Origin of the sequence: Clostridium sulfidigenes (genome assembly GCF_052067195.1) — a bacterium.
GTDB lineage: Bacteria > Bacillota > Clostridia > Clostridiales > Clostridiaceae > Clostridium_J > Clostridium_J sulfidigenes.
In genome coordinates, this window is record NZ_JBQHQR010000011.1 from 85,623 (window position 1) to 108,028 (window position 22,406).

The 22,406-nt window shown below is 28.2% G+C and carries 20 protein-coding genes and 1 other annotated feature; of the genes, 7 read left to right on the top strand and 13 right to left on the bottom strand.

All coding sequences use genetic code 11. The features are described 5' to 3' along the window. Positions 1–82: 82 nt before the first annotated feature. The 3 genes from ACTNBA_RS13195 to ACTNBA_RS13205 all read right to left on the bottom strand — a co-directional run bounded on the left by ACTNBA_RS13195 (position 83) and on the right by ACTNBA_RS13205 (position 3,324). Positions 83–559 carry a hypothetical protein gene (locus ACTNBA_RS13195; RefSeq protein ID WP_441074660.1) on the bottom strand — a complete coding sequence of 159 codons (477 nt, stop codon included), beginning with the start codon at positions 557–559 and terminating at the stop codon, positions 83–85. A 253-nt stretch (positions 560–812) separates the two neighbouring features. Then, the gene (locus tag ACTNBA_RS13200) at positions 813–1,703 is read right to left on the bottom strand and encodes an ATP-binding cassette domain-containing protein (RefSeq protein WP_441074661.1); all 891 of its coding nucleotides are present in this window, start codon (positions 1,701–1,703) and stop codon (positions 813–815) included. Between the two features lie 19 nt (positions 1,704–1,722). Beyond that, complete coding sequence (locus ACTNBA_RS13205) at positions 1,723–3,324, bottom strand: hypothetical protein (protein ID WP_441074662.1); 1,602 nt, start codon at positions 3,322–3,324, stop codon at positions 1,723–1,725. 229 nt (positions 3,325–3,553) lie between these two features. On the opposite strand from ACTNBA_RS13205, the gene ACTNBA_RS13210 reads away from it, so the two are divergent. Continuing rightward, positions 3,554–4,321: a histidinol phosphate phosphatase gene (locus tag ACTNBA_RS13210; RefSeq protein WP_441074664.1), complete on the top strand. Its 768-nt coding sequence runs from the start codon at positions 3,554–3,556 to the stop codon at positions 4,319–4,321. Between the two features lie 21 nt (positions 4,322–4,342). Here the strand turns inward: ACTNBA_RS13210 and ACTNBA_RS13215 are convergent, their stop codons facing one another. Then, positions 4,343–4,591, bottom strand: coding sequence for a TIGR04076 family protein (locus ACTNBA_RS13215; protein ID WP_346846945.1), 249 nt, complete (start codon positions 4,589–4,591; stop codon positions 4,343–4,345). Between the two features lie 76 nt (positions 4,592–4,667). Continuing rightward, positions 4,668–6,602 (bottom strand): methionine--tRNA ligase, encoded by a 1,935-nt coding sequence (gene metG, locus ACTNBA_RS13220; RefSeq protein WP_441074666.1) that lies wholly within the window; start codon positions 6,600–6,602, stop codon positions 4,668–4,670. A gap of 84 nt (positions 6,603–6,686) precedes the next feature. Further along, positions 6,687–6,935, bottom strand: a binding site (T-box leader). A 419-nt stretch (positions 6,936–7,354) separates the two neighbouring features. On the opposite strand from metG, the gene ACTNBA_RS13225 reads away from it, so the two are divergent. Then, positions 7,355–8,740, top strand: coding sequence for an MATE family efflux transporter (locus ACTNBA_RS13225; RefSeq protein WP_441074668.1), 1,386 nt, complete (start codon positions 7,355–7,357; stop codon positions 8,738–8,740). Positions 8,741–9,061: 321 nt separating this feature from the next. Here the strand turns inward: ACTNBA_RS13225 and ACTNBA_RS13230 are convergent, their stop codons facing one another. Together ACTNBA_RS13230 and ACTNBA_RS13235 are read right to left on the bottom strand one after the other, a co-directional pair. Then, positions 9,062–9,595: a spore maturation protein gene (locus tag ACTNBA_RS13230; RefSeq protein WP_084178068.1), complete on the bottom strand. Its 534-nt coding sequence runs from the start codon at positions 9,593–9,595 to the stop codon at positions 9,062–9,064. Positions 9,596–9,609: 14 nt separating this feature from the next. Further along, positions 9,610–10,185: a nucleoside recognition domain-containing protein gene (locus ACTNBA_RS13235; RefSeq protein ID WP_441074669.1), complete on the bottom strand. Its 576-nt coding sequence runs from the start codon at positions 10,183–10,185 to the stop codon at positions 9,610–9,612. Between the two features lie 180 nt (positions 10,186–10,365). Here ACTNBA_RS13235 and ACTNBA_RS13240 point away from each other — a divergent pair, with 180 nt between their 5' ends. Beyond that, entirely contained in the window at positions 10,366–10,569 is a 204-nt protein-coding gene (locus tag ACTNBA_RS13240) for a hypothetical protein (RefSeq protein ID WP_035130841.1), read from the top strand. 78 nt (positions 10,570–10,647) lie between these two features. Continuing rightward, the gene (locus tag ACTNBA_RS13245) at positions 10,648–10,833 is read left to right on the top strand and encodes a hypothetical protein (RefSeq protein WP_035130839.1); all 186 of its coding nucleotides are present in this window, start codon (positions 10,648–10,650) and stop codon (positions 10,831–10,833) included. Between the two features lie 99 nt (positions 10,834–10,932). On the opposite strand, the gene ACTNBA_RS13250 is transcribed toward ACTNBA_RS13245, so the two are convergent. Further along, positions 10,933–12,426 (bottom strand): leucyl aminopeptidase, encoded by a 1,494-nt coding sequence (locus ACTNBA_RS13250; protein WP_441074671.1) that lies wholly within the window; start codon positions 12,424–12,426, stop codon positions 10,933–10,935. Between the two features lie 86 nt (positions 12,427–12,512). After that, positions 12,513–13,388 (bottom strand): YitT family protein, encoded by an 876-nt coding sequence (locus tag ACTNBA_RS13255; RefSeq protein ID WP_441074672.1) that lies wholly within the window; start codon positions 13,386–13,388, stop codon positions 12,513–12,515. A 200-nt stretch (positions 13,389–13,588) separates the two neighbouring features. Between ACTNBA_RS13255 and cls the strand changes: the two genes are divergently transcribed. After that, the gene (gene cls, locus ACTNBA_RS13260) at positions 13,589–15,043 is read left to right on the top strand and encodes a cardiolipin synthase (RefSeq protein WP_441074673.1); all 1,455 of its coding nucleotides are present in this window, start codon (positions 13,589–13,591) and stop codon (positions 15,041–15,043) included. A gap of 121 nt (positions 15,044–15,164) precedes the next feature. Here the strand turns inward: cls and ACTNBA_RS13265 are convergent, their stop codons facing one another. Then, entirely contained in the window at positions 15,165–16,730 is a 1,566-nt protein-coding gene (locus tag ACTNBA_RS13265; RefSeq protein WP_441074675.1) for an MFS transporter, read from the bottom strand. A 118-nt stretch (positions 16,731–16,848) separates the two neighbouring features. Then, positions 16,849–18,408 carry a hypothetical protein gene (locus ACTNBA_RS13270; RefSeq protein WP_441074676.1) on the bottom strand — a complete coding sequence of 520 codons (1,560 nt, stop codon included), beginning with the start codon at positions 18,406–18,408 and terminating at the stop codon, positions 16,849–16,851. Between the two features lie 230 nt (positions 18,409–18,638). On the opposite strand from ACTNBA_RS13270, the gene ACTNBA_RS13275 reads away from it, so the two are divergent. Continuing rightward, positions 18,639–19,211, top strand: a complete 573-nt coding sequence (locus ACTNBA_RS13275; protein WP_441074678.1) for a hypothetical protein — start codon at positions 18,639–18,641, stop codon at positions 19,209–19,211. Positions 19,212–19,274: 63 nt separating this feature from the next. Here the strand turns inward: ACTNBA_RS13275 and ACTNBA_RS13280 are convergent, their stop codons facing one another. Beyond that, complete coding sequence (locus ACTNBA_RS13280; protein ID WP_441074679.1) at positions 19,275–20,444, bottom strand: N-acetylglucosaminidase; 1,170 nt, start codon at positions 20,442–20,444, stop codon at positions 19,275–19,277. Positions 20,445–20,609: 165 nt separating this feature from the next. Here ACTNBA_RS13280 and rluF point away from each other — a divergent pair, with 165 nt between their 5' ends. After that, entirely contained in the window at positions 20,610–21,335 is a 726-nt protein-coding gene (gene rluF, locus ACTNBA_RS13285; protein WP_441074680.1) for a 23S rRNA pseudouridine(2604) synthase RluF, read from the top strand. A gap of 82 nt (positions 21,336–21,417) precedes the next feature. Here the strand turns inward: rluF and ACTNBA_RS13290 are convergent, their stop codons facing one another. Continuing rightward, the gene (locus ACTNBA_RS13290; RefSeq protein ID WP_441074681.1) at positions 21,418–21,963 is read right to left on the bottom strand and encodes an LptM family lipoprotein; all 546 of its coding nucleotides are present in this window, start codon (positions 21,961–21,963) and stop codon (positions 21,418–21,420) included. Positions 21,964–22,406 lie beyond the last annotated feature (443 nt).

The window sequence follows — 22,406 nt, forward strand, 5'->3', positions numbered from 1 at the left end:
TATTCATGGTAACAAAGGAGTAAGTTTATACTAAAAAAGATGCTTACTGTAGTACAGAAAACATCTTTTAAACCCATATTCTTCAAAACAACCTATTATTTCTTTTTCTCCGAGATAGCTTATATGTTGTTAATAATAATACTAAGGATATTAATATAAAGATTATCTTAATCCTTATCATTTCTCCACTGGAATAATCGTAGTAATTATATAAATGACCAAGTATACCATATTTTTTTAATAATTTGCCTCTCCATAAGGATTCTTCAATTAAATAATATGAAGTAATTATAGTTATGCTAACGGCTATATCTCTTACTAAAAATAAAACTAATAGGCTTAAGGATATTATGAAAATATTTGCTGTAAATGAACATAATATTATCTCTTTAAATGGCATTATGGACACTTTATTATCTACTAATTTTATGTACAAGTTATATATGTTGATAAATGACATAGTATACATAATCACATATAAAAATAACATTGAAAATAACTTTCTTATCATAAACTTATTAGTTTTGCTTCCACCAATAGCTAATGAGATTTCTTCCATGCTATTATTAAAATCTATACCTAATGTGAAAAAAATCATTACTATAAATAAAATTAGTAAATACACATCACAATAAGTAAATAACTTTACTGGAATAATGCTCTTCACAAATTGACTATGATTTAGTATAGTGCTGACATCGATAAAAATGTATGGAAAAAGCCTTATTAGGATATTAAATAAAATTATAAAGGATATTATTGCATATAATAAATTTGTGGTAATCATATTATTTTGGAGTTTTAGATGAAACTTAAGCATTTCTATATTTACTCTCCTCTATGGTACTATGGATAATGTATGCATCTTGAAGACCTATATCTACTTTTCTAGAGTTTGATGTTAATGGCTCAGAACTTACATATTGTATATTCATGGAGTCACCAAGTTGCGAAGTTTTTAATATTTTATTTGTATTGAATATTTTTGTATAAGTTTCAAGATTCACCTCTGCTTCCCATTCCATTCCTTCAACTTCTCTAATAAATCTATCCTTTGTACCACTATAAATAAGTTCGCCTTCCTTTATTACTAACAGATAATTGCAATAAAATTCTATATCCTCAACTATGTGTGTTGTTACTAATACTATTCTATCTTTACTTATTATAGGAAATAACTCACGTATATAATTTCTCTGTTCTGGATCCAATCCTACTGTAGGCTCATCTACTACTATTAAATTAGGAGAACCTATGAGTACTTGTGCAAATCCTAACTTCTGTTTCATACCACCTGAATATTGCTTAACTTTTTTATCAATATATTCAGTCATATTCAATTTAGATATAATTTCATCTGTTTGTTGTTTTATCTTTTTTACATCACAATCTAACTTTAAGCTACCTATTATCTCTAAGAATTCTCTTCCTTTCAAATTCCCATAAGTTGAAAAATCCTGTGGTAAATAACCTATACTTTTCCTTACCTCTTTTATGTCTTTCTTATAACTTAAATTATTTAGAAATATTTCTCCATCATAGGCTTTAAATAGGGTAGTAATAAGCTTCATTGCTGTAGTCTTACCTGCACCATTAGGCCCCAAAATTCCAACTAATCCATCAGTTACTTCAAAAGAAATATTGTTTAAAGCCTTGTATTTCCCATAACTATAACTTAAATGATCTACTTTTAAATTATTCATAACTAAATATCACACTCCATTAATAAATTGCGTATAAATAAGCTTTAATGTAGTCTTTATCCATTTTTGATTCACCTGGAATAAAAGGAGCAAAAACAAGTTTTGTAATATTTCTTGGATTATCTGTATTATTTCCCATAATATCAATTATGGTATTACACATTTTATCATTATTAACTAATTCTTCATTGCCTATAATTAAATAATCCTGATATATTCGTTCCTTTATTAAAGGACTACTTATTAAGAAAATTTCTCTATCTCGTCCTTGGAATATATATTCATTGCCACTTATTGATTCTTCCATATTGGAATAAATTTTGTTATTAGAATTATATTTAATTTTTATAGTATAGTCTCTCTCATTGCTGTCATTAAGTTTAGGATACCATTCAAAAACATCCCCTAGAAAAATACCATTGTTCCTTGCGTAAAATAATCCTCTTCCCTGAAGCCATTTAGTATTTATCATACCGTTGTATACTACTTTCATGTTAATAATTTCTCCCTTTGTATATTCCCTTTCAAGAATCACCTTAAAACTATTATCGGTTCTACTAAAATCAACAGATTTTCCATCTATCAATAACTCGGAAATATTTAACTCTCTATATAACCCCAATTCTAAAGAACTAACTTTATCATCATTAACACTTATATTCATATTACAAGTATTTTCTAGTATGTTATCTATGTTAATGTTCATGTTATATTTAACTATAGTAAATCCTACATTGTCATTACAAAAAAATGTAGCATCATCACTATTATAATTTGAATATTCTATATCTGCTCTTGAAGCAATATCATAATAATCTGGTTTCATAGTATTTATAATTATTCCCATATAAGTACAAGCTATTACTACAATAATAGAAAGAGATATTGGTAGGATATAGGCTCTTAATGTTTTCTCTTGTTTTTTTATGCCATAATATATGAATATATAAGAAATGAATATAATTAATATCCAAAACAAATTATGGTATAAGTAAATCTTATCATAAATAATAACATCAATAGAGCTTGCAAAAGACTTAATGCTTATTAGTGGAAATATTAAATTAGATGTTTTATAAAAATTACATAGAAACACAAATAATATAAGTAATAATATAAAGGTTAATACATTCCCTAGATATTTACTTATAACTTGTCCAGCAAATAGCCCTAAAGCGCTGGTTGTAATTAGGAACATCACTGCATTGACAACATGACCTTTAAGTAAAGTAATAAAATAAGCCATGGAAACTTTACATAATAAACTTATAACAACCATAATTATGAAATTAGCAATAAAAATTATTAGACCTACTATAAAAGATGTAATAATTTTACTTAGGAATATTTTCGCTGGTGTAATATCTAATGTTTTAAATATATCATTTTCACTTTCACCAATTTTCATATTTAAAAGTAAAAGTGGGATCATTATAAAGTTTAAAGGTAACCATGAATTCCCAGTTAGTCCTTGTAAAGATAAAAATGAATTCCCATTAGAAAACATACTACTTATAACTTGTTGATATCCAAAAATATATAACGCAATAATACTCCATATCAGTATTCCTCTTCTTAAATTAATCATTTCATATTTTATTAATGCATTGACTTTTTTCAATATATACACCTACTTATTATTGAAATTGCAGTAAATTATTATTTTAATAATATATTTCATTAATCAAACTATAGTCTATAATAAAGTTTTATTCAATAAAAATACATAAGAGTATAAATTTTCTACATAAAAGTCTAAATCCTATATTCTGTATTTTAAAATGTTATAATTATATAGTAATATTTAAGTGGTTAAAAATTTATCTTTTAATATTTAAGGGGGTAATCTTATGATTTTTGATAGCCACATACATACTTGTTTTTCTACTGATTCTAACATGAAGCTTGCTGATGCTATTAATACAGCAGGTAAACACAACATAGGTTTAGTTATTACAGACCATATGGATTTAAATTATCCTAAGGAAGCTGGATTTCGTTTTAATGTAGATAATTACTTTAAGGAGTACGGAGAATACAGAAGTGATAATCTATTATTAGGTATAGAAGTTGGAATGTCTCTAGATTATAAAGAAGATAATGAAAAGCTTATAAATTCCTATGACTTTGATCAGGTTATAGGTTCTCAGCATACAATAAGCAATATTGATATTGGATACTCGGATATTTATGAAGGCTTATCCTATAGAGAAGTTCTAATTAAGTACTTTCAAGAAATTTGTGACTGTATAAAAACTCATCCTTACATAGATACTTTAGGTCATATAGATTATATATCCAGATACGCACCTGTAAGTGATAGTGAGATTTACTATGATAAATATAATGATTTAATAGATAGTGTTATAAAAACTTGTATTGATACTAATACTGCTATGGAAATAAATACTCGTAGAATAAAAAGCAATGTAACCTTTGATAATCTAAAAAAAATCTATAGTAGATATAAAGAATTAGGAGGGAAATATATAACTATTGGTTCTGATTCCCACAATCCTACCGCTATTAATAACAATTTTAAAGAAGCTCTTTTATTATGCCATCTATGTAATGTTAAGCCAATATATTTTAAAAATAGAAAGCCTGAACTCTTCTAAAGATTCAGGCTTTCTATTCTTCTATTCTATAACTTCTCCCTTTACTTTTACTCTACCTCCATCTGGACATGAAAGCTGAAACATCTTTCTACGTTCATCTCCAAAGTCTAAATCTCCTCCATTAAGTAAAGTATATACACTTGGATAAATATTTTGCCATAATTCATGACAAATGGGAGGACAAATATCTTCCACTTCATATATGTCTCCTTTTTTATGATATCCACACCTACACTTACTTTCTAAAACAGTTATTCTTACCTTTCCCATATAATTCCCCCAATGATTTATTTACCTTTAATTATATAATAAAAAAAGCTACATCCAAAGGATGTAACTTTTTTTATTAACGTACTATTGAACCTGATTCAATGTCACCTGGATCTACTACACATAATTTTGAATCATCATCTGTAGCTGCAGAAAGAATCATACCTTGAGATATTTCACCTCTTAAAGTTACAGGCTTAAGGTTAGCAACTAAAACTACGTTCTTTCCAATTAAATCTTCTGGCTTGCAGTGCATTGCAATACCTGATATAACTTGACGAATCTCTCCACCCATATCTACCTTAAATTTCAAAAGTTTTTTAGCTTTCTTAACTGGCTCACATTCTAAAACTTTAACTACTCTAAGGTCAATTTTTTCAAAATCATCTATAGTTATTTCTTCTTTTATTGGAGTTATTTCTCTTTTTTGTGCAGCTTTTTTAGCTGCTTCAGCGATTTCTTCAAGTTCTTTTATTTTAGCTTCCACATCTATTCTTGGAAATATTACAGCTCCCTTATTAACATTAGTTCCTGCAACAGTACCATCAAAAGAAGTCAAGCTTTCCCATGTAGAATTAGAAATATTTAATTGCTCATTTATTTTGGCACTTGTTGTTGGTAAGAATGCTGAAGTTAAAGAAGATATTATTCTTAAACTTTCACATAAGTTATAAAGAACTGTAGCAAGTCTTCCTTTTAAGTTTTCATCCTTACCTAATATCCAAGGAGTTGTCTCATCGATGTACTTATTGGTTCTTCTAATTAATGTCCATATATGATCTAGTGCATCAGAAACTCTTAAATGCTCTATTTCAGCTTCAACCTTCTTAGGTACTTCTAATGCAACGGAAATTAACTCTTCATCTATAGCCTCCTTAACATCTGGAGCTGGAATTACTCCTCCAAAGTATTTCTCTACCATAGTTACAGTTCTTGAAACTAAATTTCCAAGGTCATTAGCTAAATCTGAATTAGTTTTCTTTATAAATATTTCATTATTGAAAAGTCCGTCAGAACCAAAAGGTATTTCATGTAGTAAGTAATATCTTACAGCATCTACTCCAAAGTGATCTACAAGTATCACTGGATCTACTACATTTCCTTTAGATTTAGACATTTTACCACCATCAACTAAAAGCCATCCATGACCAAATATTTGTTTTGGCAACTCTAATCCTAATGCCATTAACATAATTGGCCAATATATAGTATGGAATCTTAATATATCTTTTCCTATTAAGTGTACATCTGCTGGCCAGAACTTTTTATAAAGCTCCGTGTTTTCTTGGTTATAACCTAATGCAGTTATATAGTTTGAAAGAGCATCTATCCAAACATAAATTACATGACCATTATCAAACTCAACTGGTATTCCCCAATCAAAAGATGTTCTTGATACACATAAATCTTGTAATCCTGGTTTTAAGAAGTTATTTACCATTTCATTTTTTCTTGATTCTGGTTGTATAAAGTCTGGATGAGATTCTATATACTCTAAAAGTCTATCTGCATATTTAGACATTTTGAAGAAATATGCTTCTTCTTTTGCCTTTTCTACTGGCCTACCACAATCTGGGCATTTTCCATCTACTGCTTGAGTCTCTGTCCAGAAAGCTTCACAAGGTGTACAATACCAACCTTCATAAGAGCCTTTATATATATCTCCTTGTTCATATAGCTGATTGAATATTTTTTGTACAGAGCTTTTATGATAATCATCAGTAGTTCTAATAAATTTATCATAACTAATGTCCATAAGCTTCCAAAGATCTTTAATTCCAGCTACTATTTCATCTATGTATTCTATTGGTTTAACGCCCTTGTCTTCAGCTATTCTTTGAAGCTTTTGACCATGTTCATCTGTTCCTGTTAAAAACATTACTTCATGACCTGTAAATCTTTTAAATCTCGCTATAGCATCAGCTGCCACAGTTGTATAAGTATTTCCTATATGAAGATTAGCTGATGGATAGTATATTGGTGTAGTAATATAAAATGGTTTCTTTGTCATATTTCTTCCTCCTAAAATTATTGTATTTTTATTATATCTTTTGGCTTTAAGTCTAAAAAAAATCTCTATGCAGAAATATTTCTACATAGAGACGTTATATACGTGTTACCACTCTAATTTATATCTACTTCACAGTAGACACCTCAATAAGTAACTCAGCCTTAGCATTTATTACTTTGTCCTATAAGGGAGACTTCCCTATTTTCCTTGGTGACTACACTTCAGAAAATCTGCTCCAAGACCATGTTCCCAAACTTCTTTTTCGCTAGTTTTCACCTATTCTAGCTCTCTTTAGAAAATTTCATTTAGTACTCTTCTTTTCTTCGCATTAAATATCAATATTAATTAATATGATAATACTATAATTATTTTATGTCAACGGTATAATTAATATATTATCTTTATTAATATATTATTAAATAGTAGCAATATAATTATTCATAATCTCCCTATAGACATATGTTTAATCATACCTTTAAAGGGTAGAATAGCCCTGAAACCCGCATGAACACAACAAATAGTTAACTATTTAACTATTTAACTAGCCTTATAGTTTTATATATAACTATTTATATAGGTGTATATTTATATAGTAATTTATTCACTTTTATGAATTTTTATACTTTATTTATTTTTATTTGTATTACATCTATTTTTTTTTGCAAATATGAATTATCATTATATATGTGCCATAATTTTCTTACATTATTATTAGGCAATTAAAAGGTAATTTTTTAAAAGGAGGTAGTTATATGGAATTATTAAAAAAGAACCTTTATTTAAATAAATCTACAGTAAAGGATGTACTTAAACTATCCTTACCAGCTGTAATAGAAATGTTATTATATACAATGATATGGACTGTTGATACTATGCTTATAGGTCAATATGGAGGGGATATTGCTGTCAGTACTGTAGGAATGTCCAGTGAAGTTATTTATACCTTTACTAATATTTTAGTTGCTCAAAGCTTATCTGTTGGAATTACTTCAATTGTAGCAAGAAGATACGGTGCTAAAGAATTAGATAAGGCTAATGAATATGCAACCTTAGGATTTTCTTTAGGATTCCTAGTAAGTATGGCTACTACACTATTTATATTCTTATTTAGTAAAAAATTGTTAGTTCTAGCTGGTGCTGAGCCAAGCATAATAGGATTAGGTACAACTTATATAAATATTGTATGTATTGGCTTGCCCTTTAATATGTTATCTAGTATGTTAAATGCTGTTAATAGATCCTATGGAAATACTAAAACTCCAATGATTGTTTCTATTGTTATGCTTGTAGTTAACCTTTCATTAGATACTGTATTAATCTTTGGTTTACTTGGTTTTCCAGAACTTGGAGTTAAGGGTGCCGCTATTGCTACAACTATAGCTAATATATCAGGATTTATTTATTCAGCTATATATACCTATAAAAAATCCCTAATAAAAATTGAATTTAAGTACTTAAAGAAATTCAGCGGTGCTAGAATAAAAAATATTACTTCTTTATCTGTACCTGCTGGAATGCAAGAAGCTGCCTATAGTTTAGCTAGGCTTTTTACAAGTATGATGATTATGCATCTTGGTACCATCGCCTTTGCTGCTAACCAAATCACTTTAACCTTAGAATCTATTTCTTTTATGCCTGGGTGGGGATTTGCCGTTGCTGCTACAACTCTAGTTGGAAATAAAGTTGGTGAAGGCGACTATAAAAAAGCTAGAGAGTATGGTCGTACTGCTATGATTTTAGGAATAGGTGTAATGTGCATATTTACATTACTATTCTTAATATTCCCAGCACAACTTATTAAAATGTTTATAGATAGTAGTAATACAGAAGTTATTTCTCTTGGGGCAGCTTGTTTAATGATAGCTGCTGCAGAACAGCCTGCCATGGCACTATCGATGATTGTAGGTGGAATTTTCAAAGGTTATGGTGATACTAAAACTCCATTTATTATAGCCTTCGTAACCTCTTGGTTTATAAGACTTCCACTAGTATTTATATTCATTTATTTACTAGGCACATCAATAACTGTGTTCTGGATTATATGTCTAATTCAATGGTCTGTAGATGGACTTCTTCTTTATATATTCTATGTGAAGAAACTGAAGCCTATAAATAGTCCCATATCAAAGCTAGACTAAAATATTGATAATCCATATATTAAAACTGCCGAATAAAGTACGCTAATGTTCTTTATTCGGCAGTTTCATTTACTATTACTTTCTTAAGTAATCTCTTATATAATTTAATTCCTCTCTAGCGTAAAATTCTTTTTATTGTTGCAACTACAGCTCCTATTATAAAAAACAAGATAAGAAGATAAAAAAAATTCTCCATAAAAACATCCATAACTTTTTCTCCCATCTAGAATCTACTTATATATCATATTTTTACAAAATATGATATATATAAACAAATTCTATACTTTTAATTAAACTCTTCCCCTGTATTAACAAATTTCTTTATCTCATTAACATTACTGCTAAATTAACAGCTAAAAGTACGGCACAAAAATCAACTATTAGAGCTACCCATAAACTGTGTCTTACCTTCTTTATACCAACAGCTCCAAAATACACAGTAATAGTATAAAATATAGTTTCTGTACCACCCATTATTATGGATGATAGAAATCCTAAGAAAGAATCTGGTCCATAGCTTTTTACTATATCTGTGAAAACTCCAATTGCTCCACTACCTGACAGTGGTTTTATAAATATTAACGGAACGATTTCTGGAGGTATACCTACCACGTTAACAGCTGGCTTTATTAAGTTTATAACATAATCCATAGCCCCTGAAGCCCTAAAGCAATTTACTGCTATAAGCATAGCTAAAAGATAAGGGAAAATCCTTACACATACATTTATACCTTCCTTAGCTCCTTCTACAAAACATTCATATACTTTTACCTTAGCAATAATGCCATATAGTACTACAGCACCTATAATTATTGGAATTATTCCCTTTAATAAATAATCAAATATATTTCCCAAAGCATATCCCTCCTTTAAAAGTATCTTTGTAAAAACTTACATAAAATAATTCCAAGTATAGATGCAAAGGTTGTAGTACATAGTGCTGGTAGAATTATTGAACCTGGATTTCCAGAATTAAATGCAGCTCTAATAGAAACAACTGTAGTTGGTACAAACTGAATACAGGCTGCATTTAACACTAGAAATAGTACCATATCGTTGCTTGCCACATCTTTATGCCCATTTATTCTATCCATTTCCTCCATAGCTCTTATACCAAAAGGGGTTGCTGCATTAGATAACCCAAACATATTAGCTGTAAGATTCATAACTATAGCTCCTAAAGCCTTATCATCTTTTCCTGCTTCTTTAAAGATTCTTTTAAGTATAGGTTTTAATAATCTGGCTAATTTGTCTGTAAGACCACTTCTCTCTGCAATTTTCATCACCCCACACCAAAGACACATCATTCCTAATAGCTCTATGATAAGCTTAACTGTATCTGATGTAGTTGATACTATGGTTTTAGATAAGAGCTCTCCATCTCCTGTAAGTACGCCAAAAGCTATACCTATAAATAAAATTCCGAACCATATTACATTTATCATACAAACTCTCCCATATCTTTAATAAATTAATATATATTTATATGTAATGTATATGTTCTTCCTTTAAACAATATTTAGCTTTTTTATTATATAGAAAATTCAATCCTCTATTTTATCATGCATAAAAACTGTCAATTTAGGAAAAACTATTAAAAATCATACTAGGAGGTATATTATGTTATGGATTTAAACGAAATAATAGAAATGAAAAATCAAAACCCTGGAGCTACTGGTTATTATAACAATAGAGAGTTATTCATTAGAAAAGTTTATGATAATTCTGGTCTTGTAGAAGTTGTTGATTTAGTTAATGGAGAAGTATACTCCCTTCATAGTAGCAAAATTGATAAGTCTTATACTAACTCCTATAATTCATTTCAATAAATTTATAGTTGAATTTAAATCTTCTCAATGATAACATTTAATGTATAGATTAAATAAAACAACTAAAGGAGATTTTTTATGAATGAAACTAATTTAAAGCAAGCGCAAAAAGAGATTGATGAAGCACTTTCTACTATTGAAAAACTAGAAGAAAATATTAAATTTAATTCTGTATCTGAGGACATGATAAAAGAAAACTTTATTTCTCTTGCTAAGAAAGTTCAAGAAATTGAATCTGTTCTTAAAAATGAAGGTATCTTATAATTAAATATTTACATAATGAAAGAGTATAACTTTGATAAATTCAAAGTTATACTCTTTTATCATTAAAAAACCTGTGTTTCCACAGGTTTTTTATGTTTATTAATATTTTTTAGCAATTTCATATAATAATCTTGCCCCTACTCCTGTTGCACCCTTTGAGAAATATTCTCTATTTGGTGTCTGTGATGTAAAAGCTGTAGCTGCAATATCAAGGTGTAACCATGGCTTATCTTCTACAAATTCACCAATAAATAATCCTGCTGTAATTGCTCCTGCACCTACAGGGCCAGTTGAGTTAACTAAGTCTGCATTACCAGTTTTTATTTTTTCTTTATATTCATCAAAGGTTGGGAATCTCCAAACTCTTTCATCACAATGTAAAGAAGCTTCCTCTAAAAGTGAGTAGAATTCATCATCATTAGTTACAACTCCTGTAGCGGCACTTCCTATAGCACCACCTACAGCACCAGTAAGAGTAGCAATATCAACTACCTTAGTTACATTTTCTTTTCTTATTATATAAGTAACTGCATCTACTAAAGTTAATCTGCCTTCAGCATCTGTATTTATAATTTCTATGGTTTTACCATTCATAGTATTAATTATATCTCCAGGTCTATATGCATCTCCTGAAATTAAATTCTCACAAGCAGCCACTACAGCTACAATATTTTTCTTTAATCCCTTTCTTGCTATGGTAGACATGGCACCGATAACAGCACCTGCTCCCCCCATATCACTCTTCATAGTCCACATACTTCCTGCAGTTTTTAGGCAATATCCACCTGCATCAAAGGTTAATCCTTTACCTACAAGCCCTAATATATTTTCTTTATTATCAGTATCACCCATGTATCTCATTACAATTAGCTTAGGTTCATTTGAAGAACCTTTACCAACGGATAAAAATGATTCCATACCAAAGTTTTTAATTTCTTCTTTATTATATACTTCAACTTGGAATCCATGATCAAGACCTAACTGCTGAACTTTTTTAGATAATGCCTCTGGAGTTAAAATATTAGCAGGCTCATTTACAAGCTCTCTTGAAATTAAATTTCCTTCTGCTAGTAGTCTTCCTTCTTCTACAGCTTCATTTAATTTAGCTAAATCTTGGTCCTCATGAAATATAATTCTTACTTCTTCTAATAGTACTTCTTTTTTATCACTTTTATATTTATCAAAATTATAAGTAGTCATTATAATGGACTCAGCAATAGCTTTAACTTTTTCATAATTACAACAACAATCCATAGATTTCACATGTAAATCTAGAACTTTTATTTTTTGTTTGATTACTTCCTTGATTAACTTAGAAGTATTATTTCTAACATTATCTACGTTACACTTAGCTTTTTCACCAAGACCTACAAGTATAGTTTTTTGTATAGACCCATCTTCTACACTAGTTAATGTATATGTATCTCCTTTTTTGCCAATAAACTCTTTGTTTTCACTTAAGCAACTAAGGATATTATTTAATTTATCACATGGAAACCCTTGTTGTAATTCCATATAACTTTCAAATAAAAATATACCTTTGGAATTGTTATGTGATTGAACATTTTTTAAGTTCTCCACTTTTATATTCATTTTAATCACCTATCCTTTCAAAACTGAATATACATTCTATACTTAAATAGTTTCTATACTTATTTTCTAAATCCTTCTATAATGTTCTATTTTTCTTCTTTGTATCCATCATACTGTGGCTGAGTAAATCCTCTTCCTACTACTTCTCTTACATCATTTATTATTATAAAAGCTTCAGTGTCTACTTCTTTTACAATTCTTTGAAGCTCAATTAATTCTTCTGTAGAGCATACAATATACAATATATCTTTACTTTTTCCAGTATATACACCCTTACCATTTATGCTTGTTATTCCTCTATTTAAGTGCTTCATTAATTCTTGTGCTATTTCACCAGACTTTTCTGAGATTATATGTACTTCTTTAGAGTAATTTACACCCTCTACTAAGGTATTTACTACTTTAGAAACTATAAAGATAGATATCAATGCATACATGGCTTTTTCTACGCCAAAAACAAATAAACCTACTACTATTATCATTCCATCTATGCACATCATTATTTGATTTATAGGTATTTTCTTCAAATAATGCTTTATAATTATTGCAAGTAAATCTGTACCTCCTGTTGATGCCGATGATCTTAATACTAATCCAACTCCAGCTCCTACAAAAAGGCCTCCAAATACACTTGATATTAATAAGTCAGATTGAACTGGCGGTATAAAACTAGTATACCAAAGGGCAACAGATACAAAAGCTGCTCCAAATATAGATTTTTTTGCAAAATCCATCCCTTTTATTTTTATTCCAACTACAAATAATGGTATATTTACAATTACATTAGTTAACCATAGTGGAATTCTAAATACATAATCTAATATAATAGCTAAACCTGATATTCCTCCGGTAACTAAATGTTGTGGTGAATAGTATACGTTTATTCCTATAGCCAGTATTGTTATACCAACCATTATCATTAGATAATTTTTAAGTTCACTTTTGTTAAAAGACTCCTTCATTTTGCCCTCCCGTTTATTTTATGTTATACTATATTATTTATGTTACACTAGTTTTATAGCATAGAATCATACATGTTGCAAACACTAATTTTAATTATACTTTTATTATTATAATAATTATATAGTTTTTAGAGTTTTTTATATGTATTTTTTATATGTTATGTTAAAATTTAATTATTATATTATAATAAGGAGTTTTTATGGATAATTATACTGTTTTTTTAAATATTATAAACCTTATATTTGTTGTAAATATTGCTTTTGCTATAATTGTAATTATATTTGAAAAGAGAAATACTAGTAATACTTGGACATGGCTTATGATAATGTTGTTTATACCATTTATTGGTTTTATAATGTATTTATTCTTTGGTCAAAATCTTCGTCGCAAAAAATTCTTTGTTCTAAAAAAGGAAGAAGAATCTGTTCTTATGCAATTCTCTGAAGAGCAAAAGCGCCTTCTCAGCGACAAAGCTATAGTTAATAATAACTCTCTATTAAAAGAATATCATGATGTAATAAATTTAAATCTATATAGTGATAATTTTATTGTTACTAATAACAACAAAGTAGATATTCTTAATAATGGAAATGAAAAATTTCCTATCATGATAGATTGTATAAAGAATGCCAAAAATTTTATTCATATTCAGTACTATATCTTTAATGATGATAACCTAGGCACTGAAATACTTAATCTTTTAGTGGAGAAAGCAAAGGAAGGCATTGAAGTTAAACTACTTTACGATGGTATGGGTTGCATTCATAATAAAAAGCATTTTTTTGATCCACTGGTAAAAGCCGGTGGAGAAGTGTATTGCTTTTTTCCTCCTTTTATACCTTATATAAATGTGAGAATAAACTATAGAAATCATAGAAAAATATGTGTTGTAGATGGAGAACATGGTTTTGTTGGAGGTTTAAATGTAGGAGATGAATATTTAGGACTATCTAAGAAATTTGGCTTTTGGAGAGACACCCATCTTCACCTTCAAGGTGACTCTGTAAATTATTTAGAAGTAAGATTTTTAATGGATTGGCGTTTTGCAAGCAAAAAAGACTTTTTTATGGAAGAAAGGTATTTTCCTAGAAAACCATACATAGATAATACAGCTGTTCAAATAATTTCTAGCGGACCTGATTCTGAGTGGTGTAGTATAAGAAATACTTACCTTAAACTAATAAGCAAAGCTGAAAATTCCATTTATATTGAGACTCCATATTTTATTCCAGATGAAAGTATCTTAACAGCTCTTAAAATAGCATGCCTATCTGGTGTAGATGTTAAAATTATAATACCTTGTAAGCCAGATCATCCATTTATTTATTGGGCATCTAAGTCCTATATTTGGGAACTTGTAGAATGTGGCGCTAAATGCTACACCTATGACAATGGATTTATTCATAGCAAAATGGTATCAATAGATGGTAAAATGTGTACTATAGGAACTGCTAATATGGATATACGTAGTTTTAATCTAAATTTTGAAGTTAATGCCATAATATATGGTACAATAACTACTTCTGAGGTTGATAAAGCCTTTGAATCAGATATATTGCAAAGTACTTTACTCACTCCTGAACATTATTCTAATAGATCTCTAATAATTAAATTCAAGGAAGCTATATCTAGACTACTATCTCCTATTCTATAAATAGGATTTTAGCTATTCTATAGATCATTTTATTGAGTATAACAAAAGTGCTGTGATTATTAAATAAACCGTCATATCTATAACTATTAGAAGTTTAAAATAGATATGACGGTTTAAGTTTTTATATTATTAATGGAGCATATATCATCAAAGTTAATAATGCATCAATTAATAAGCTTAAAACAAATTTTGATATGAATATTCCCTCAAATTCACTTGTATAAGTACAATATCCATAACTATATGTTATAACTGCTATTAATATACATAAGACAATACCAACATAAATAGGGGCTATAGCCGGTGGTAACATATATACATATTTAACATAGAACATTTTTATTATGAAAAAGGTCTTTGCACAAGTTGTTATTATAGCTACTATTATATATGCAATCTTCTTTTGCTTATTAGATAGCTTATAGTCTAGGAATGTAACTGCTCCACTTAAAACTAAACCTATTGCTATCCATGGGAATCCAACAATTATTATAGATACAAAGCTATTCATCAGTCCCTCAATAGTATAAGTAAGTGCACTTTTCTTCTCTGACTCTCTTGGTAAATTATTTACAGCCTTAAATCCTTCATCTGTTGATGCTATGACAACATCATATAAATCTTCATCTCTAAAACTTAAGTAACTAATATAATCCTCGTTTACATAAGGATTAATGCATACTCCTCTTGTTCTTGTAACTGGCTCAACTTTATTTATCTTACCATCCTTTACAACAAAGGATGCTATTCCTCTTCTTTCCTCTTTCTTCCCATAAGAGTTATCTATTGTAGAAAAGAACTTCCCACCTTCTTCGTCAGAGTAAGTTCCTATAGCATTTATTAGTTCATTTGATTCATTAATTCTTGGTTTACTTTCCTTAACCTCACCTCCAGCTATAGGAAACTCGAATAACCTACAAGAGTGAAGTTCACCTTTAACATATTGCTCAAACATTGTATATCCATTTTCTCTATCTGAAGAACAGGACATATTCTTATAAGTAACTCTATTATTCTTAGCTATTTCTTCCACTAATATAGGTTCTGAAACCCTATCTTCATTAAATGTAATTGCTTTAATATATGAGTTGTCTTCCATGTAACATATTAGAAAACCGTCTTTATTCTTACTGGCTGAAAGCATGTCTGTATTTTTTGCTGGAATAGATATCATTTTATCTTCTACTGTATTTATTATCTCAAGTTTATCTTTGTAAGCAACTACTATATTGTTATTATCTAATTGATAAGTACTATTTATTCCTTTAATATTCTCTCTACTAACCTCATTTAAATCTTTATCTATATATACCTTTAATAAGTATCCCTCACAATCTTCTATGGAGTTAAGCATTAGTATATACCCATCTACACTTTTAGCGAGTAATACATTGTTTATTAATTCTTCATTAACTTCATATTGTTTATTATTCAAAACTTCTCCTACAGTATTGGTTTCAACAATATTAAGATTTTTATTATTATCATATGCTACAAGTATTCTATTCTCTTCTTTCAAAATTACTGGAGCATTTTTCGTTGTTGCAGTTGCTATACTTACTTCCTTACTCCATGTTTTAGATGGTGGTTGTATTTCTAAATTATAGTTATTCTTATAGTTTCCAATAAGTATTAATATATACGTCACAATAATAAGAAAAATTAAAAGCATTTTTTTCTTTTTCATTTATATATCTCCTTAAACTATTTATTATTATTATGCATATGTTTTATATAACTTTAAGAGATTATTTCAATTAATTATAAGAAATAATCTCTTTTTAAATTCTAATCAAACTTTATTATTATATTATAAGAGGTACAAATATCATTAATGTAAACAATGCATCAATTAACATGAATATACTAAACTTACCTAGAAATATGCTCTCAAAATCATCTGTATAGACCATATATCCATATCCATATACAACTAGTCCAATTAAGGAGTTTATCAATATTCCTACAAATGATGGAGCTAAAATAGTAGGTAACATATGTGAATATTGCACATAAAAAGCTTTATTTATAGTACATATTTTCATTACTACAACAATAGTAGCTAGTATGATATACATATACCTTTTCTTTTTATCATCAAATTTGTAATCCATAAAAGATACTGCTCCTGCTATAACTAAACCAGGAACTATCCATCTAAATCCTATTATTATAATATAAGATACACTATACATAAAACCTTCTACTACATACCCAAGAGATCTCAATCTCTCATCTCTACGAGGTCCATTATTTGCATCCTTAAACCTCTCATTACTAGATGCTATATTAACACTATATAATCCATCCTTCTCAAAACTAAGAAATGCTATATATTCTTCATCATTATATGGATGAATACATAATTCTCTTAGTCTAGTTATCTTCTCTGAACTTGAAACTTCACCATTTTTTATTTCAAAAGAAACTATAGCTTTTTGAAATTCCTTTTTACCAAAAGGCACTCCCATGGTGGCATAAAATCTTGCACCATTTTCTGAATAGGCTCCTTTAGTATTTATAACGTAACTGGATTTATCAACCGCAAGCTTACTAACCTGGCCCTCTCCTCCACTTATAGGAAACTCCATTACTTCTGTAGCAAAGTATTCATTTCTATCATATTTCTCTACAAGCAAATATCCATTTTCTGCATCTGAAGACAATGACATTGCTCCATAAGTAATTTTGTCAGTTTTAATCATCTCTTTGATAAGAAATGGCTTTGATACCTTTCCACCTTTAACTGTAAATCCTTTAAATAATTTCTCTTTTTCTAAGTAACATATTAAAAGTTCATCTTTACTTTTATTAGCAGTAAGCATACTTAAGTTTTCTACTGGCACTTCTATATTTTCATTTGATACTGTGTTTACTAACTTAATTTTATCTTTATAGGCTAAAACTATATTTTTACTATCAATTTGTTCAGTAAATGTAATTCCTTCTTCTATTTCTCTTTTTACCAAATTTAACTCTTCATCTAAAACTAACTTTTCTAAATAATCTATGCTTAATTTATTAGAATTATAAATCAAAGTATATCCTTTATCAGTTTTGGTAAATATTAAATTCTTAAGTAATTCTTCTTCTACAGCATATTCTTTAGTTTTAATTTCTTTTCCATTTAAATCTGTTTCACATACTTTAATCTTTTTAGTGTCCTCATATGCTACTAATAAACGATTTTCTTCTTTTATGATTACTGGTGTATTCTTTCCTAACCCACTTCCAATTTTTACTTCTTTGCTCCATTTTTCTGACGGTGGCTGTTTCAATAAATTGTAGTTGTTTAAATAATTACCAATTACAATTATTAAAAATCCCATTATTATACTTAATAATAATATCCTTTTTTTATTCATATTAACTCTCCCCCAAGGTCTTAATAATTCCCCTTTTTTATCTATTAGTATAAATTATACTCCCGGTATACTGAATATTCAAACACTTTTTGCAAATATTAGCTAATATAATATTTTTTTGTAATAAAATATTTTCTTATAATGATGATTACTTTTACTTTTATATTTTAAAATTGTATTGTAAAATATACTTATGTTGTAAATAAATTTAATTAGTGAAAGGTATTTATATGCGAAAATCTGGTAAAGTAATTAATTTTGATGATGATAAAGTTTATATAGTAACAAATAATAAAGAATTTGTTACATTAGAGCGAAATGATAAAGCTCCTATTAAAGGTAATATTTATGATGGTACTGTATATGTAGATAGGTCAAATCTTATAAAAGTATTTATAATACTAATATCTATTTGTGCATTAGTATTAAGTTGTATTTATTTTATCTTCTTTTCACCTAGAGCTAATATAATCCTCTCTTTAGATTCCAATATCAAAATAGGTATAAATAGAAACAAGATAGTTAAAATTACAGATTCTAGCGGGTCTACTTTAGGATTGGAAAGTTTAAGTTCACTAAAAGGAAACGAACTAAATTTAGGCTTAAATCTTTTATTTGACTCAGCATTAAAAGAGGAATTAATCCCGAAGTGTGATGAATATTCACCTGGCAGTATATATATATATATAACTAAGGATAACAAAAGAGAGCCTCTTAATTTTGATAATTTTAAGAAATATGCTGAAAAATATAATTATAAAGTTATAATTAATAGAAATGATAATGATCTTAATATTGATTAATATATTGATTTTATAATTTTAAAACCCTAGTCAATTTATGACTAGGGTTTTATACTATACTTATTATTTATATACCGGTATTTCAAATTGTGGTTTAACATTAGGATGCTTGTCCATTATTAATTTAATATTAGTTACTTGTTTGTATGACCATACAATATCTGTAGCGTATTGATGCCATGGACTACTGTAATTATGAACATTCCATCTCATTTCGTATATAGTATCTTGATCTGGTCTCGAATAATTTATATATGAATGTATATAATTTTCAGCAATCCACTTAATACCACCTTTAATAGCTGCTTCTGGTGTAGTCCACCCATTTTTATAGGCTGCTTCTGCTCCAGAGCTTACTGGTGAATTATCAAAGGCACAAATTCCAAAGAAATTATAAACCTTAACGGTAGTTCCATCTTCTTTTTTATAGTCTACTCCTTTTGCCAAGGCAGATGTACCATTTCCAGTCTCTAATAGTGCATGTGCCACTGCATAGGCTTGATTTACATTATTGGTTTTACAAGCATCGTAAAATGCTTGTCCCATATTAGATAATTTACCCTTACCCACTAATACACTATTTAGCGTGCTTACACTTATATCTTGTATGAAGTTTAGTTTCATAAACATATATATACCATTTTTATCATTTTTATATCTGCTTGGTTCTAAATACTGTGCTATATCTGTTTTTCTTGCATCTCCAGAATATAAAGCTCTAAATATTGGTGGTTTCTTATTATATTGGATATTTGCAAAATTATCTACTGTAGTTCCTACTGAATAAGTAGACATTGTACCTAATGTGGATACATTATGGTTTGATGGAACTGTAGAAAATTCCTTTACTGCAGGTGATTCAATATACTTTCCTTCACTATCATATAATCCAGATTTTACAATTATACTATAGGTAGTGCTTGTACTATATCCTCCAGAAGGTGGTGTTATTTTTATAGCCTTGTTTGTTGCATTGTAACTTAAACCTACCTTTAATTCACCACCATTAGGTGAAAAAACTTTTACATAAGTACTAAGATTATTTATTAAGTTTGTATGTAGTTTATTACTAAGCTTTATTGTCCAAGTTTTATTTGTTGGTATATTTATTTGATGATTTAAATCCTGTATATTTACTGCTGCAAAGGCACTACCAGTTAATGCCAATGGTGTCATACACATTATAATTACTATTAAAATACTAGAAATTTTCTTTACTACTTTATTATTCATAGTTCCCCCCATATCCTCTAAATTTTTATTTATATAATATCTGTTATATTGTATAATACTAATAACATTGATATTATGCTATAATTATACAATAAATTTAAAGTGAATGTAAGTATATAGTAACTAACATTCATTAAGTCTTATGCTAGGTGGTGATATAACTATATGGATAATAAAAACTTACTTAGACTTAATAAGTACATAAGCGAAAGTGGAATTTGTTCCAGAAGAGAAGCAGATAAGTTTATTGAATCTGGTAAAGTATATGTAAATGGTATCTTAGCTACCCTTGGAACAAGAGTTAGTCCTACTGATACTGTAATAGTTGATGGAAAAACTATTAAACCTAAGTCAAATAAAGTATATATAGCCCTAAATAAACCTGTAGGAATTACTTGTACAACAGAAACTCATGTTAAGGGAAATATAATTGACTTTGTTAACTATCACGAGAGAATATTCCCTATAGGACGTCTCGATAAACCATCTGAGGGATTAATATTTTTAACTAATGATGGAGATATGGTAAATAAAATATTACGTGCAGGAAATAATCATGAAAAAGAATATGTAGTTTCCGTTGATAAACCTATTACAAAAGAATTTATTAATTCAATGGAAAATGGAATTCCTATACTTGGTACTGTGACAAAGCAATGCAAAGTTAGAAAAATTGGCAAATGTACTTTTAATATAATTTTAACCCAAGGTCTAAATAGACAAATTAGAAGAATGTGCGAATACTTAGGATTTAAAGTAACTAGTCTTAAACGTATTAGAATTATGAATGTGTCCTTAAGTAATCTTCCTACGGGAAAATGGCGTTATCTAAGCTCTGAAGAAATGTCCACAATCATTAATCTTACTAAAGATTCAATAGGTACTATTTAAAGTGAAAATCAAATATAAGTAAAAAAATAAAAAAGAAGAAGATATTTAATTCTATCTCCTTCTTTTTTATTTTTTATTTTAATTAAAATTCACCTTTAAATAATTCTGCAAATTGCTTATGTGCAATTATGTCACTATTTTCTTTTACTTCTTTAAAAGTTATTTCAAAATCATCAGATACATCTGAATAAACTTCATATATTTTCTCTGCAGTATTATTATCTCCATAAGTAATTACATATGCAACTTGATCTTTTTTGCCGTTTACATTTCTGTAATACTGATATATTTTTGCCTTTGATTTGTCTATTTTTTCATCAGTTAATACTTTATCAAGAGCAGCTTCTGCCTTTTTTACATATGCAGCTTCATCTTCATCAGTAAGTAATTTTAAAGTGTTTGCTTCATTATAATAATATTCTTTGTTAGCAAAACTATTTAATAGTGATTCAAAGCTTTCATAAGTAACCTCTGGTACTTCTGTGCTTTCTTTTTCTTTACTATCTTCAGTAGAAGCTTGCTCAGTAGTTTTAGCTGATGAATCCTCTGAAGTATTAGTTTTTGTTCCACATCCTACTAATGCTAAACCTATTGTTGCTGTTAATACTAATGCAATTATTCTTTTCATTTTAAATCCTCCATATTTCCAAATAAATTTAATACTTAGTAAATGATATACCAAATAGTATATAACCTTTTGTATACATTTACATAGTTGATACAAAATATTAAGAGTATTTCTACTCTTTGTAAATCCATATAAAATTATATCATATTTTGTAATATTTTCAATACTAAATTTCTACATATTATTTTATTAACATACATTGTTAATAAAATTTTGTCGATGCTTCATAATATAATTTTATATACTGTTAAATTATCAACTTGTCCATATTATTAACATTATCCACAGGTATCCTGTTTATAACTTAGTGAATTCAATGTTAATACATAGATTTTCATCTTATAATTCTATAATTTCTCTTCTAGACTCCATATATACCTTATAAACACGTGAAATTTTATCAACATTATCCACACTAATGTGAATAACATGTTTATAACTTT